Source organism: Rhodococcus sp. NPDC003348 (assembly GCF_053589375.1).
Window position 1 is genome coordinate 1 of sequence record NZ_JBSFRT010000001.1, and the last position, 12062, is coordinate 12062.

The 12062-nt window shown below is 70.1% G+C and carries 14 protein-coding genes; 11 read left to right on the plus strand and 3 right to left on the minus strand.

Features of this window, described 5'->3' with window-relative positions; all coding sequences use genetic code 11:
- Positions 1 to 40: 40 nt before the first annotated feature.
- Entirely contained in the window at positions 41 to 448 is a 408-nt protein-coding gene (locus ACWDU4_RS00005) for a DnaJ family domain-containing protein (RefSeq protein WP_450111785.1), read from the minus strand.
- A 27-nt stretch (positions 449 to 475) separates the two neighbouring features.
- Entirely contained in the window at positions 476 to 1036 is a 561-nt protein-coding gene (locus ACWDU4_RS00010) for a helix-turn-helix domain-containing protein (protein ID WP_450111786.1), read from the minus strand.
- Positions 1037 to 1102: 66 nt separating this feature from the next.
- On the opposite strand from ACWDU4_RS00010, the gene ACWDU4_RS00015 reads away from it, so the two are divergent.
- Both ACWDU4_RS00015 and ACWDU4_RS00020 read left to right on the plus strand, forming a co-directional pair.
- Positions 1103 to 1819 (plus strand): AzlC family ABC transporter permease, encoded by a 717-nt coding sequence (locus ACWDU4_RS00015; protein ID WP_450111787.1) that lies wholly within the window; start codon positions 1103 to 1105, stop codon positions 1817 to 1819.
- A complete protein-coding gene (locus ACWDU4_RS00020) occupies positions 1816 to 2139 on the plus strand; it encodes an AzlD domain-containing protein (protein WP_450111788.1) in 324 nt (107 codons plus the stop codon). Before ACWDU4_RS00015 ends, ACWDU4_RS00020 begins: the two co-directional genes overlap by 4 nt.
- An 84-nt stretch (positions 2140 to 2223) precedes the next feature.
- Here the strand turns inward: ACWDU4_RS00020 and ACWDU4_RS00025 are convergent, their stop codons facing one another.
- Entirely contained in the window at positions 2224 to 2658 is a 435-nt protein-coding gene (locus ACWDU4_RS00025; RefSeq protein WP_450111789.1) for a nuclear transport factor 2 family protein, read from the minus strand.
- A 150-nt stretch (positions 2659 to 2808) separates the two neighbouring features.
- On the opposite strand from ACWDU4_RS00025, the gene ACWDU4_RS00030 reads away from it, so the two are divergent.
- From ACWDU4_RS00030 to ACWDU4_RS00070, 9 genes are all read left to right on the plus strand, one after another.
- A complete protein-coding gene (locus tag ACWDU4_RS00030; RefSeq protein ID WP_450111790.1) occupies positions 2809 to 4317 on the plus strand; it encodes an MFS transporter in 1509 nt (502 codons plus the stop codon).
- Between the two features lie 91 nt (positions 4318 to 4408).
- Positions 4409 to 5575, plus strand: a complete 1167-nt coding sequence (locus ACWDU4_RS00035; RefSeq protein ID WP_450111791.1) for an acyl-CoA dehydrogenase family protein — start codon at positions 4409 to 4411, stop codon at positions 5573 to 5575.
- A complete protein-coding gene (locus ACWDU4_RS00040) occupies positions 5572 to 6516 on the plus strand; it encodes a bifunctional MaoC family dehydratase N-terminal/OB-fold nucleic acid binding domain-containing protein (protein ID WP_450111792.1) in 945 nt (314 codons plus the stop codon). Before ACWDU4_RS00035 ends, ACWDU4_RS00040 begins: the two co-directional genes overlap by 4 nt.
- Entirely contained in the window at positions 6516 to 7625 is a 1110-nt protein-coding gene (locus tag ACWDU4_RS00045) for an acyl-CoA dehydrogenase family protein (protein WP_450111793.1), read from the plus strand. Before ACWDU4_RS00040 ends, ACWDU4_RS00045 begins: the two co-directional genes overlap by 1 nt.
- Positions 7622 to 8065, plus strand: coding sequence for a MaoC family dehydratase (locus ACWDU4_RS00050; protein ID WP_450111794.1), 444 nt, complete (start codon positions 7622 to 7624; stop codon positions 8063 to 8065). Before ACWDU4_RS00045 ends, ACWDU4_RS00050 begins: the two co-directional genes overlap by 4 nt.
- Positions 8065 to 9243, plus strand: coding sequence for a lipid-transfer protein (locus ACWDU4_RS00055; RefSeq protein ID WP_450111795.1), 1179 nt, complete (start codon positions 8065 to 8067; stop codon positions 9241 to 9243). The genes ACWDU4_RS00050 and ACWDU4_RS00055 overlap by 1 nt, the downstream gene beginning before the upstream one ends.
- A gap of 41 nt (positions 9244 to 9284) precedes the next feature.
- A complete protein-coding gene (locus tag ACWDU4_RS00060; protein ID WP_450111796.1) occupies positions 9285 to 10088 on the plus strand; it encodes a MaoC/PaaZ C-terminal domain-containing protein in 804 nt (267 codons plus the stop codon).
- A gap of 3 nt (positions 10089 to 10091) precedes the next feature.
- Positions 10092 to 10895 (plus strand): SDR family oxidoreductase, encoded by an 804-nt coding sequence (locus ACWDU4_RS00065; protein WP_450111797.1) that lies wholly within the window; start codon positions 10092 to 10094, stop codon positions 10893 to 10895.
- A gap of 25 nt (positions 10896 to 10920) precedes the next feature.
- Entirely contained in the window at positions 10921 to 11682 is a 762-nt protein-coding gene (locus ACWDU4_RS00070) for an SDR family NAD(P)-dependent oxidoreductase (RefSeq protein ID WP_450112038.1), read from the plus strand.
- The last annotated feature ends 380 nt before the right edge of the window (positions 11683 to 12062 follow it).

Consider the following 12062-nt stretch of genomic DNA (forward strand, 5'->3'; position numbering starts at 1 on the left):
TGACGACCCCCGATGTGACATTACGGAACCGCGGGTGGGGTCAGCGGCCGGGACGGTGGCCGCGCCAGGTGGCGACCGCCCGGTCGGCGTCGACCTTGTGGACCGGCACGACCGGGACGCTCGGTGCGCGCAGGTAGTCGGCGATGCGACGGTTCAGATCGGCGACCGCCTCGCGCACGGCCTGCTCGGTGGGCAGGTCGGCGACGACGTCGGACAGCCGTTCGACCTCGCGGCGCAACTGCAGTGAGGGCGGAAGCAGCGCCTCGGTGGACAGGCCCTCCGCCGCGAGTTTGCGCTTGACCCACCACAATTCGTCGGAGTCGTCGATTGGGGGCAGCGGCTTTCCCGCGCCGGCGAGGTTGTCGAACTCGCCGCGCTCCTGGGCCAGCCGGATCTGACGCTCGACCCACGACTCGAACGGGACGTTCCAGGGCTTGCGCTCGGTCATGTCCCCATTGTCCGCGCGGCCCGGCTGTCAGGTGTGTTCGGAGACGAGGACCGCGCGGGTGCCGGGCTCGAGGGCCTGGAAGACGTGCGCGACGTCGCCGGGGTAGGCGATGTAGTCACCGGGGCCGAGTTCGACCGGGTCGTCGCGCAGGCCGACCAGCGCGCGGCCGGCGCTGACCAGGACGTGCTCGACCGTGCCGGGCAGGTGCGGCTCGGACTCGCGGGCGGGGCCGGGCTCCACGTCGAGGCGGTAGATGTCGCGACGCGCGTTGGGTGGGCACGATGCGACAAGAGTGACCTGGTAGTCGGTGCGCTCGGAGTACAACACCGGACCCTCGTCCGCCCGGATCACCTGCACCCGGGGTCGCGGCGGATCGATCAACTGCGCGAACTGGATGTCGAGCGCGACGCTCAGCGCCCACAGCGTCTCCACGCTGGGGTTTCCGGCACCGGCTTCCAGCTGCGACAGCGTCGACTTTGCGATGCCCGCACGCTTCGCCACCTCGGTCAGGGACAGGCCCGCGCGGTCGCGCTCCCGACGCAGGGAGGCCGCGATGACGTCCAGGGGCGCCTTGCTGTCCGATGCCATGTGTTCACTGTATCGGCGGAGTTGTTCGATTTGACGAACGGACACTCTGTGTTCACTATAAAGATCATGCGTTCGATCTGGCGAACACTGGACGGGGGGCTGCGGTGGGACATCGCACTGGTGTCCTTGGCCGACGGCCTCGTCGGCGTCTCCTACGGCGCGATCGCCGTCGGTCTCGGCTTCGCGCCCTGGGTCCCGGTCCTGATGTCGGTGGTCGTGCTCGCCGGTGCGTCCGAGTTCCTGTTCGTGGGCATCGTCGCCGCCGGTGGCAGCCTGGCCGCCGCGCTCGCCGGCGGGCTGCTGGTCAACGCCCGGCACCTGCCGTTCGGCCTCGCCGTCGGCGACGTCGCCGGCCGCGGGTGGCGACGGGTCCTCGGCGCGCACCTGCTCAACGACGAGAGCACGGTGTTCGCCCTCGGGCAGGCCGAGCCGCGTCGCAGACGCGCCGCCTACTGGCTGTGCGCGATCGGGATCGGGATCTGCTGGCCCCTCGGAGCCCTGATCGGTGCGACCGCAGGCACCTTCATCCACGACATCGACGCCTTCGGTCTCGACGCCATGTTCCCGACCGTGCTGCTCGCCCTGGTCTTCCCGGCGCTGCGGGACCGGGCGACCGCACTGGTCGCGCTTCTCGGGGCCGTCATCGCCGTCGCCGCCACCCCCTTCCTGCCGGCCGGGATTCCGGTGCTGCTGGCGCTCGCGGCCCTTGTCGGCCTGGTCTGGCTCAAACCCGGCAGGGTGGCCGAGACGAACCCGGAACCGGAAGCGGCGGTGGCCTCGTGACCTCGCCCCTGTTGCTGGTGGCGACGGTCCTGGTGCTCGGCGTGGGGACCTTCGCATTCCGGTTCGCCGGACCGCTGCTGCGCGCGCGGGGCATCGTCCCGGACAGACTCGAGGCGGTGCTGGCGGTCGGTGCGGTCGTCCTGCTCGTCGCGGTCGCGGCGACCCAGGCGCTGGTCGAGGACGGCGGCCCGGCGGGCATCGCGCGGCCCGCGGGAGTGCTCGTCGGGGGAGTCCTGGCGTGGCGGAAGGCGCCGTTCGTCGTCGCCGTCCTCGCCGCCGCCGCCACCGCCGCGATCCTGCGACTGTTCGGCCTCCCCTGACCGTTCCGCGAAAGTTCCCAAATGTCACATCGGCTCACTTGGCGATACCCACTGTGACATTTGGGAACCATGAACGGAGGGCGATCAGGTACCGGGGACGGTGACGGTGCGGTCCTCGGCGAAGTCGACGACCAGTTCCCGGCGCGCGATCAGCCAGCGGTTGTCCACCCGTCGGTAGTCGTCCCGGTAGCGGATGGCGATCACGTTGTCCCGCATCCCGTCCCGGCCCCGGTACAGGTGATGCGCCTGGCAGTACACCCGCCCGACCGCGGTGTTCCCGTCCACGTCGACCACCGACTGGTGCACGGCGTGATGCGTGGCGTGCAGATGTGCGGTGCCGTCCAGCACGACCGCGACGATCGCGTCGCCGCCGACCGTGACGACCTCCCCGGCGCCGCGCGTCAGGGCGGGGGGCTGCACGAACTCGGCGTCCGCGGTGAACAGGGCGGCCAGGGCGGTGGCGTCGCGGTCGTCCACCGCGACCGCGTATCGGCCGGCAAGGTCCGACGGATCAGTCATGGCACGAGTATGCGGGCACCGGCCCGGCTCGGGGTTTCGGCACCCGCTGGGTGGAACGGGGGGTGTTCCGGCGGGACCGCATGTCATAGTGTCCAAAGCTAAATAGCGCTTTGTTGAACAGATAGCTGAATAGGTCGTTCGGGAGGTTTCGTGCCGTTGCCAGTGCGCGCTGCGTCCGTCCGTGTCGTGGTGCTCGCCCTGGCGTCCTGCGGCATCGTGGTCTCGCTCATGCAGACCATCGTGATGCCGCTGCTCCCCGAGTTCCCGCGGTTGCTGAACACCACGCCCGGCGGCGCGGCCTGGCTGGTCACCGCCAACCTCATCGCCGGCGCGGTCTGCGCACCGGTCCTCGGTCGTCTCGGTGACATGTACGGCAAGCGCAGGCTGCTGCTCGTCGCGTTGGCGGTGATGGTCGCCGGCAGCCTCCTCGGTGCGGTGTCCGACGCCTTCGCCGTCGTGCTCGCCGCCCGCGCGCTGCAGGGCGCCGCGATGGGCGTGGTGCCGCTCGGCATCAGCATCATGCGCGACGAACTCCCCGAGGAGCGGGTGGCGAGCGGGATCGCGCTGATGAGTTCGACCCTCGGCGCAGGCGGCGCGATCGGACTGCCCCTCACCGGTGTGGTCGCCGAGCACTTCAGCTGGCACTGGCTGTTCGGCGGGGCGGCGGCGTTCGGACTGCTCGGGATGCTCGGAATCTGGCGGCTCGTCCCGGAATCCGAGGTCCGTTCCGGCGGGAAGTTCGACCTCGTCGGCGCGCTCGGGCTGTCCGCGGCGCTGGTGTGCCTGCTGCTGGCGATCACCCAGGGCAACGGCTGGGGCTGGACCAGCGTCCCGGTCCTCGGCCTGTTCGCGGCCGCGACGGTGCTGTTCGCGGCGTGGGGCGTCTACGAGTTGCGGCTCGCCCCACCCGGTCGGGCCGACGTGGTCCGGCAACCGCTGGTGGACCTCCGGGTCTCCGCACGCCGCCAGGTGTTGCTGACGAACACCGCCTCCGTCCTCGTCGGATTCGCGATGTTCACCTCGTTCATGGTCAGCGCACAGATCTTCCAGGCGCCGACCGAGACCGGCTACGGCTACGGGATGTCGTTGACGCTCAGCGGCCTCGCGTTGCTGCCGGGGGGTCTGATGATGATCGCGTTCTCCCCGGTGACCGCGTACCTGTCCGACACCAAGGGGCCGCGGATCACCTTCCTGATCGGCACCGCGATCCTGATGCTCGCGAACCTCGCCCGCGCGGTCATCCCGCACCAGCTCGTCATCGTGATCGCCGCGACGGCGGTGACCTCGGTCGGCGCAGCTCTCGCCTACGGCGCGATCCCGGCGATGATCATGCGCGCGGTCCCGGTCACGGAGACCGCGGCGGCGAACAGCCTCAACGCACTCGCCCGTTCGCTCGGCACCTCCACCTGCAGCGCCGTGGTCGCGGCGGTCACCACCGCGTCGGTGATGCACGTCGCGGGGGTGGAGTTCGCGACGGCGGGAGCTTACGCGGTGGTGTTCGGGATCGGTGCGGGCGCGGCCCTGCTCGCGGTCGTCATCGGCGTGTTCATCCCGCGCGACCGCATGGGCAGCGCCGAAACCCCCGAGTCCCCGAGGTCGGAGCCCGGCGACCTACCGCTCAGTGAGACCGCGCAGGACCGGCTCCGCATCTCTCCGTAGCGTCCGAAGTTCGCACGGACGCGAGCGTCCATTCGAGTGCGTACGCGAGCGTCCATTCGAGTGCGGGCGCGCGAGGAATGGGAGAGCAACGATGGAGTTGAGGGAGTCGGCGGCGCAGCAGGAGCTGCGACGGGAGCTGCGCGCGTACTTCGCGAGCCTGTTGCCGGAGGAGAAGCGGCGCAAGGCCGGCGAGCAGGGCGTGGGCGGTGAGTACTTCCGCGAGGTCGTGAGCCTGCTCGGCAAGGACGGCTGGCTCGGGATCGGCTGGCCGACCGAGTACGGCGGACAGGGCCGCTCCATCGAGGAACAGTTCGTGTTCTTCGACGAGGTGCAGCGGGCCGGACTGCCGTTCCCCTTCGTCACCGTGAACACCGTCGGCCCCACGCTGATGAAGTACGGCACCGAGGAGCAGAAGGCCCGGTTCCTGCCCGGCATCCTCTCCGGCGACATCGTCTTCGCGATCGGCTACACCGAGCCGGAGGCAGGCACCGACCTCGCCTCGCTCAAGACCCGCGCCGTCCTCGACGGCGAGGAGTGGGTGGTCGACGGCAACAAGATCTTCACCTCGGGAGCGAACACCGCCGACTACGTGTGGCTCGCGTGCCGCACCGATCCGGAGGCGCCCAAGCACAGGGGCATCTCGATCCTGGTCGTCCCCACCGACGACCCCGGCTTCTCGTGGTCGCCGATCCCCACCGTCGGTGGTCTGATGGTCACTTCGACGTACTACAGCGGGATCCGGATTCCGCAGGAGAACGTGATCGGTGAGATCAACGGCGGCTGGCAGCTGATCGCCGCGCAGCTCAACCACGAGCGCATCGGCCTGGCCGCGATCGGCGGCCGCACCTACGGTCTGTGGCATCAGGTCCTGGCCTGGGCCAAGGAGAACGGCGCCATCGAGATCCCGTGGGTGCAGCAGGAATTCGCGCGTACCCACGCGAAGCTCGAGGCGATGCGGCTGCTGAACTGGAAGATGACGGCGGCCGTCGCGGCGGACACGCTGTCCGGCGCGGACGCCGGTGCCACCAAGGCGTACGGCACCGAGACCCACATCGACGTCTACCGCACCCTCCTCGGCATCCTGGGCGCGGCAGGCCGCATCCGCCCCGAGTCCCCGGGTGCGCTGCTGGCCGGTCAGATCGAGCAGATCTCCCGGCAGGGCATGGTCAACACGTTCGGTGGCGGCGTCAACGAGGTCCTGCGCGACATGGTCGCGACGATGGGTCTCGGCCTGGTGCGGGAGAAGAGGGTCAAGTGAGCGAATTCCTCACCACACTCAAGGCATTCGAGGGGCAGACCCTCACCCCGAAGACGTGGGGACCGGACGCGGTCAACACCCCGATGATCCGGCACTGGGTCGAGACGATGGGCGACACCAACCCCATCTACCTCGACGACGAGGCGGCCCGCGCCACCGGCCGCGAGGGCGCCGTCGCGCCCGCGCTGATGGCGCAGGTGTGGATCATGCGCACCTTCACCGACAAGATGGCGAACAACGACCCGTCCCAGGTGTGGACGGACCTGATCGCCACCCTCGACGACGCGGGCTTCTCCTCCGTCGTCGCCACCGACTCGGATTTCGAGTTCTTCACCGAACTGCGTCCCGGTGACCGGGTTTCGATCACCGAGGTGATCGAGTCGGTCTCGGAGGAGAAGACGACCGGACTCGGCGTCGGGCACTTCGTCACGACGCTGAAGACCTACCGCAACTCCGACGACGAGACCGTCGCGACCCAGCGCTGGCGCACCCTGCGCTTCGCTCCCAAGCCGAAGCAGGAGAGCAAGCCGAAGGGGCTGCGCCCGCGTCCGGCGCTCAACGCCGACAATGCGTTCTGGTTCGCGGCCGCCAAGGAACACCGCCTGGTGATCCAGCGCTGCACCGCCTGCGGCACCCTGCGGCACCCCACCGGGCCGATGTGCGGTGCGTGCCAGTCGCTCGACTGGGACACCGTCGACGCCTCGGGCCGCGGCACCGTCTACAGCTTCGTCGTCAACCACCACCCGCAGATCCCCGGATTCGATTACCCGCTGATCGTGGCGACGATCGAACTCGAAGAGGGCACCCGTCTGATCGCGAACATGACCGGCATCGCGCCGGAGGACGTCGAGATCGACATGCCGGTGGAACTGGACTGGATCGACGCCGACCCGGATCTGACGCTGCCCGCGTTCCGGCCGGCCGCACGGGAGGACTCCTGATGGACTTCAACTACAGCGAAGAGCAGGAAGCGATTCGCACCCTCGCCGACGAGGTCTTCACCAGCAAGGCCGACATCGACCGGGTCAAGCAGGTCGAACTGAGCGACGAGCGCATCGACCGGGACCTGTGGCGCGAACTCGCGAACACGGGGCTGCTCGGCATCGCGCTGCCCGAGGACCTCGGCGGCGGCGGGCTCGGACTGGCCGAGCTCTACGTTCTGCTCGAGCGGCAGGGCAATTACGTCGCCCCGGTCCCGATCTGGCAGTCGGCGCTCGCGGCGCTCGCGGTCGCCGAGTTCGGTACCGACGCCCAGCGCGCACTGGTCCCCGGTGTCGCCGAGGGCAGCAGCTTCCTGACGATCGGTCTCGAGGAGTTCGGCCCGTACATCGACCGCGACCCGGAGACCACCGCCACCGAGGCCGGTGGCCGGTGGACGCTGACCGGCGCGAAGGCCGTCGTCCCGATCACCCACGTCGCCGACCGCGCGATCGTCTCGGCGACCACCGAGACCGGTGCGGCACTGTTCGTCGTCGACCTTGCCGCCGCGGGCGTCTCGGTGGAGCAGACCCAGTCCACGAACTGGGAGATCTGCGGCAACGTCACCCTCGAGTCGGCCCCCGCGGAGCTGCTCGGCGCCGCCGACGGCACCACCGTGCGGTGGCTGCGTGATCGGGTCGAGCTCGCGCTCGCCGCGATCCAGATCGGCGTCGGCTCCGGTGCCGTGGCGCAGGCCGTGACCTACCTCAACGGCCGGCACCAGTTCGGGCGCCCGCTCGCCACGTTCCAGGCCGTGGGTCACCAGCTGGCCGACTGCTACATCGACCTCGAGGCGATGCGCGTGACCCTGTGGCAGGCCGCGCAGAACCTCGTCGACGGCATCGACCCCGGCACCGCCGTGCTGGTCGCGAAGTGGTGGGCCACCGACGGCGGCCAGCGCATCGTGCACCGCACCACGCACCTGCACGGCGGCATGGGTGTCGACACCGACTACCCGGTGCACCGGCACCTGCTGTGGGGCAAGCAGATCGGCGCCACCCTCGGCGGCTCGGCCTCCGACCTGGCGCGCCTCGGCGCCCAGCTCGCCGCCGGTGTCGAGGTGGTCGCATGACCGCCACCATCGAGCTGGCGGGCCGCGGCTACGACGACATCTCGGTCGGCGAGGCGCTGCCGGAACTGGCGATCCCGCTGACCCGCACCCTGATCGTCGCGACGGCGCTCGCGACCCGCGACTTCCAGGACGTGCACCACGACCCCGAACTGGCGCGTGAGCGCGGCTCGAAGGACGTGTTCATGAACATCCTCACCAGCAACGGGCTGGCCGGGCGGTTCGTGACGGACTGGGCCGGGCCGTTCGCGACGGTGCGCCGCGTCAAGATCCGCCTCGGCGCCCCGAACTACCCGGGCGACACGATGACGATGACCGGTGAGGTCGTGTCCAAGGAGAACGGCGTCGTCGAGGTGAAGGTCGTGGGCGCCAACAGCCTCGGCAACCACCTCTCCGGCACCGTCAGCGTGTCGTACCCCGCCAGCGAAGGGAAGGACGCCTGATGGCCGTCAGCCCGCTCTCCGGCGCCGCCGCGATCGTCGGCATCGGCGCCACCGAGTTCTCGAAGAAGTCCGGCCGTTCCGAGCTGCAGCTCGCGTGCGAGGCGGTCACCGCCGCGCTCGCCGACGCCGGCATCGACCCGTCCGAGGTCGACGGTCTGACCACCTTCACCATGGAGACCAACGGCGAGATCCTCGTCGCCCGCAACTGCGGGCTCGGGGAGCTCAAGTTCTTCTCCCGGATCGGCTACGGCGGCGGCGCGGCGTGCGCGTCGGTGCAGCAGGCGGCGATGGCCGTCGCGACCGGTGTCGCCGAGGTCGTGGTGGTCTACCGTGCGTTCAACGAACGCTCCGGTATGCGCTTCGGTGCGGGCCAGCACGACCGCCCGATGGATTCGACCGCGGACCGCGCAGCCTACGCATGGCTGACCCCGCAGGGATTGGCCACTCCCGCCCAGTGGGTCGCGATGTTCGCTCGGCGGTACATGCACCAGTACGGTGCCACGAGTGAGGATTTCGGTCGGGTTGCCGTCGTGGCGCGCAAGCACGCCGCGAACAACCCCGCCGCGTGGTTCTACGGCAAGCCCATCACGCTTGAGGACCACCAGAACTCCCGGTGGATCGCCGAGCCGCTGCACCTGCTCGACTGCTGCCAGGAGACCGACGGCGGCCAGGCCCTCGTCATCGTCTCGGCCGAGCGTGCCAGGGATCTGCGCAACAAGCCCGCGATCATCAAGGGTGCCGCGCAGGGGTCGGGCAAGGACCAGCACATGATGGCCAGCTACTACCGGCCCGACATCACCGGCATCCCGGAGATGGGTCTGGTCGGCCGTCAGCTCTACAGCCAGGCCGGTCTGACGCCGGGGGACATCAACGCGGCGATCCTCTACGACCACTTCACTCCGCTGGTGCTCCCGCAGCTCGAGGAACTCGGTTTCTGCCGTCTCGGCGAGGCCAAGGACTTCATCCGCGAGGGCAACCTGGAGATCGGTGGACGGCTGCCGAGCAACACGCACGGCGGTCAGGTCGGGGAGGCGTACCTGCACGGTGTCAACGGGATCGCCGAGGCGGTCCGGTTGCTGCGGGGCACCTCCACCAACCAGCCCGACGGCGTCGAGAACGTGCTCGTCACGGCGGGAACCGCGGTTCCCACGAGCGGCCTGATTCTCGGCGCCGCCTGACCCGGCAGTAGCCGACACAAGAAGCCCTGGAAGGACGAAGAATGACGGCAGTGGAGCAGAAGCCGGCCGGCGCCTGGAAGGGGGCCGACCTCGGCACCCGCACCGTGAGCTACACCGAACGCGACGCGATCCTCTACGCGCTCGCAGTGGGTGCGAAGGCCACCGACCTGGACCTCGTGATGGAGGACCGGCTGCGGGTGCTGCCGACGTTCGCGCTGACCCTCGCCCAGTGGGCGCCCGACGAACTCGGCTCGCGCGGTGCCTTCGACACCAAGACCGCACTGCACGGCTCGCAGGAACTGACGGTGCTCGCGCCGCTCCCGCGCTCCGGTGAGGTCACGCTGTCCGCGCGCGTCGGCGAGGTGTGGGACAAGGGTGCCGCCGCGGTGTTCGAGGTGGTCGTCGAGAGCGAGTACTTCGTCGCCACCTGGTCGCTGTTCGCGCCCGGCTACGGCGGATTCGGCGGCGAGCGTGGGCCGTCGAAGCCTGCCGGCCCGACCGGCGACCCCGCGGTCACGACGGAGCTGGTGACCGCCGAGAACCAGACGGCGCTGTACCGGTTGCTCGGGGACATGCACCACATCCACATCGACCCGGCCGCGGCCGCGGTGATCGGGCAGCCCCGCCCGATCATGCACGGGCTGTGCACGCTGGCGGCGAGCACGCTGCCCCTGGCCGGTGCGCTTGGCGCGCACCCGGCGGATCTGGTGCAGCTGTCGGGACGCTTCGCGGCCCCGGCCTTCCCGGGTGACCGGCTGCCGATCCGTGCATGGCGCGGCGAGACCGGCGTCGACTTCGAGGTCGGCGGCGCCATCACCGGTGCCCACGCCCGGTTCGGGGAGTAGGCGATGAGCAACGCAGCCGAGTTCCCGGGAAGGGACAACCCGGCCGACTTCACGGGCAAGGCCGTCCTGATCACCGGCGGCACCAAGGGCATCGGGCGCGTGGTCGCAGAGACGTTCCTCGCGGCCGGCGCGCAGGTGACGGTGTGTGCGCGCAGTGCACCGGAGGCCCCGATCGCGGTCGACGGCGTCGAGGCAGGCTTCCTGCCGGTCGACCTCCGCGACGCCGACGCCGCGAAGGCGATGGTTGACGCCGCCAACTCGGCGATGGGTCGGCTGGACGTGCTGATCAACAACGCCGGTGGCTCACCGGACGCGGACGCCGCGACCGTGTCTACCCGGTTCGTCGACAAGATCGTCGCACTGAACCTGCTGGCGCCCTTCTACGTTGCACAGGCCGCGAACGCGGTGATGCAGCAGCAGGAGACCGGCGGGGCGATCGTCAACATCGGGTCGGTGTCCGCGCACGACCCGCAGCCCGGCACCGCCGCCTACTCCGCGGCCAAGGCCGGCCTGCTGATGCTGACCAAGGCCCTCGCGCTGGAATGGGCGCCGAAGGTGCGCGTCAACCACATCACCACCGGACTGATCCGCACCGAGGCCGCGGCGTCGGTGTACGGGGAGGACGGCGGTGCCGCGGTCACCCGGACCCTGCCGATCGGCCGGATGGCGGTGCCCTCGGACATCGCCGGTGCCTGCCTGTTCCTCGGAGGTCCGCTGGCGGCGTACGTCAACGGCGCCGACCTGGCGGTGCACGGCGGCGGCGAGTACCCGGCCCGCTACCTCGCCACCCACCCCGAAATCAACTGACACACAGCCTGATCGGAGCATGAGCATGGGAATTCTCGACGGTAGGGTCGCGATCGTCACCGGCGCGGGGCAAGGCATCGGCCGGGGCATCTCGCTGGCCCTGGCGAAGGAGGGGGCCGCGATCACGGTCGCCGGCCGCACCGAGTCGAAGCTGCACAAGACGGTCGCGGAGATCGAGGAGTTCGGCGGGCGCGCCATCCCGGTGCGCTGCGACGTCTCGGTCGCCGAGGACATCGAGGCGGCCGTTGAAAGCACCGTCGAGCAGTTCGGCGGCGTCGACATCATGGTCAACAACGCCAACGACTCCAAGCCCGGTCCGCTGCTCGACGTCGTCGACGAGCACTTCGAGCGTGCGTTCGCGTCCGGTCCGATGGCCACCCTGCGGTTCATGCGGGCGTGCCACCCGCACATGGTCGCCCGCGGCGGCGGCTCGATCGTCAACCTGGTGACGTCGGCGGCGGTGCGCTGGGACGCCAGCAACTACGGCGTCTACGGCTCGATCAAGGAGGGCACGCGGGTGCTCACCCGCGCCGCCGCCGCCGAGTGGGGCAAGGACGGGATCCGCGTGAACAACGTTGCCCCGCATGCAGTGACGCCCGCGCTCGAGTGGTGGATGGACAAGAACCCGGAGGAGGCCGCGGAGTTCGTCGCGGGCATCCCGCTCGGCCGGGTGGGCGACCCGGAGTCCGACATCGGGCGCGCGGTGGTCTTCCTGTGCTCCGAGGACTCGCGGTACCTCACCGGCTCGACCATGCCCCTGGACGGCGGCCAGTCTCGCTGGGGCTAGTTCTCGAACGCCGACGCGCACCCGCCGTGGCGTCGCGCGAAAACCCCTGTGCACACCGGTCCTGACGGGTGCACAGGGGTTTTGTGCGTGTAGAGCCCGTGTGCGCGGGGCATGGACCCTGTGCACAGGGGTTTTCGCGGGCGGACGCACGGTGCGCGCGATGCCGGATGTGTTGTTGGTGCAGAACTCTTGTGCGCAGGGGTTTTCGCGGGCGGACGCACGGTGCGCGCGATGCCGGATGTGTTGTTGGTGCAGAACTCTTGTGCACAGGGGTTTTCGCGCGTGCACACAGGCTTCGTGCGTGCAAAGCCTGTGTGTGCGGAGCAATGACCCTGTGCACAAAGGTTTTCGCCGCACCCGCTCGGGGCCGTCACATTGCG

Coding starts and splice junctions, on each gene's coding strand:
- ACWDU4_RS00015 (WP_450111787.1), top strand. CDS start 1,103: ATGCGTTCGATCTGGCGAACACTGGACGGGGGGCTGCGGTGGGACATC.
- ACWDU4_RS00060 (WP_450111796.1), top strand. CDS start 9,285: ATGACGGCAGTGGAGCAGAAGCCGGCCGGCGCCTGGAAGGGGGCCGAC.
- ACWDU4_RS00070 (WP_450112038.1), top strand. CDS start 10,921: ATGGGAATTCTCGACGGTAGGGTCGCGATCGTCACCGGCGCGGGGCAA.
- ACWDU4_RS00065 (WP_450111797.1), top strand. CDS start 10,092: ATGAGCAACGCAGCCGAGTTCCCGGGAAGGGACAACCCGGCCGACTTC.
- ACWDU4_RS00005 (WP_450111785.1), bottom strand. CDS start 448: ATGACCGAGCGCAAGCCCTGGAACGTCCCGTTCGAGTCGTGGGTCGAG.
- ACWDU4_RS00010 (WP_450111786.1), bottom strand. CDS start 1,036: ATGGCATCGGACAGCAAGGCGCCCCTGGACGTCATCGCGGCCTCCCTG.
- ACWDU4_RS00045 (WP_450111793.1), top strand. CDS start 6,516: ATGGACTTCAACTACAGCGAAGAGCAGGAAGCGATTCGCACCCTCGCC.
- ACWDU4_RS00050 (WP_450111794.1), top strand. CDS start 7,622: ATGACCGCCACCATCGAGCTGGCGGGCCGCGGCTACGACGACATCTCG.
- ACWDU4_RS00055 (WP_450111795.1), top strand. CDS start 8,065: ATGGCCGTCAGCCCGCTCTCCGGCGCCGCCGCGATCGTCGGCATCGGC.
- ACWDU4_RS00025 (WP_450111789.1), bottom strand. CDS start 2,658: ATGACTGATCCGTCGGACCTTGCCGGCCGATACGCGGTCGCGGTGGAC.
- ACWDU4_RS00035 (WP_450111791.1), top strand. CDS start 4,409: ATGGAGTTGAGGGAGTCGGCGGCGCAGCAGGAGCTGCGACGGGAGCTG.